Below are 563 nucleotides of genomic sequence, written 5' to 3'. Positions count from 1 at the left end.
CGGTATTCTCGCCGATGATACACCACCGGTCGGTCTGGCTGCCTTTGCCGCTGCAGCAATCGCGAAGTCCGATCCAATTCGTACCGGTATCCAAGGTTTTACTTACGATATTCGAACCGCCATTCTGCCATTCATGTTTGTTTTCAATACCCAATTATTGTTGATGGGTATCGATTCTTGGTGGCATTTAGCACTCACGGTAATCTCTTCCATCATTGCGATGCTGATCTTCTCTGCCGCTACGCAGGGATGGTGGCTGACTCGTAACAAGTGGTGGGAAACCGTCCTATTATTAGTATTAACTTTCTCATTCTTCCGACCTGGTTTTTGGTGGGACATGTTATACCCAGCGAAAGTTCTTTCTCCTGGGGTTGAGATAGCTCAAATCACGGAAAACCTAAATGTAGGAGAATCCATTGAGTTACGTGTTGCCGGACAAAACCTCGAAGGCGAATACGTCGAGAAAACGGTACGTCTGCCATTCGAAGACAGAGCAACGACAGCTGAAGAGCGTATCTCTTCAATGGGTCTGATGCTGACTGAGAACGACGGCAAAATGGTCG

General features: G+C 47.6%; 1 protein-coding gene. It reads left to right on the top strand.

The window, feature by feature from the left end; translation table 11 throughout:
• Window positions 1–563 (top strand): DUF3394 domain-containing protein (locus R7190_RS29595; RefSeq protein WP_318138168.1); only part of this gene is annotated, 563 nt, incomplete at both ends.

The organism is Vibrio sp. 1078-1, assembly GCF_033340475.1.
Note: the sequence above shows the minus strand (reverse complement) of the source record. Positions and strands in the feature narration are given on the sequence as shown.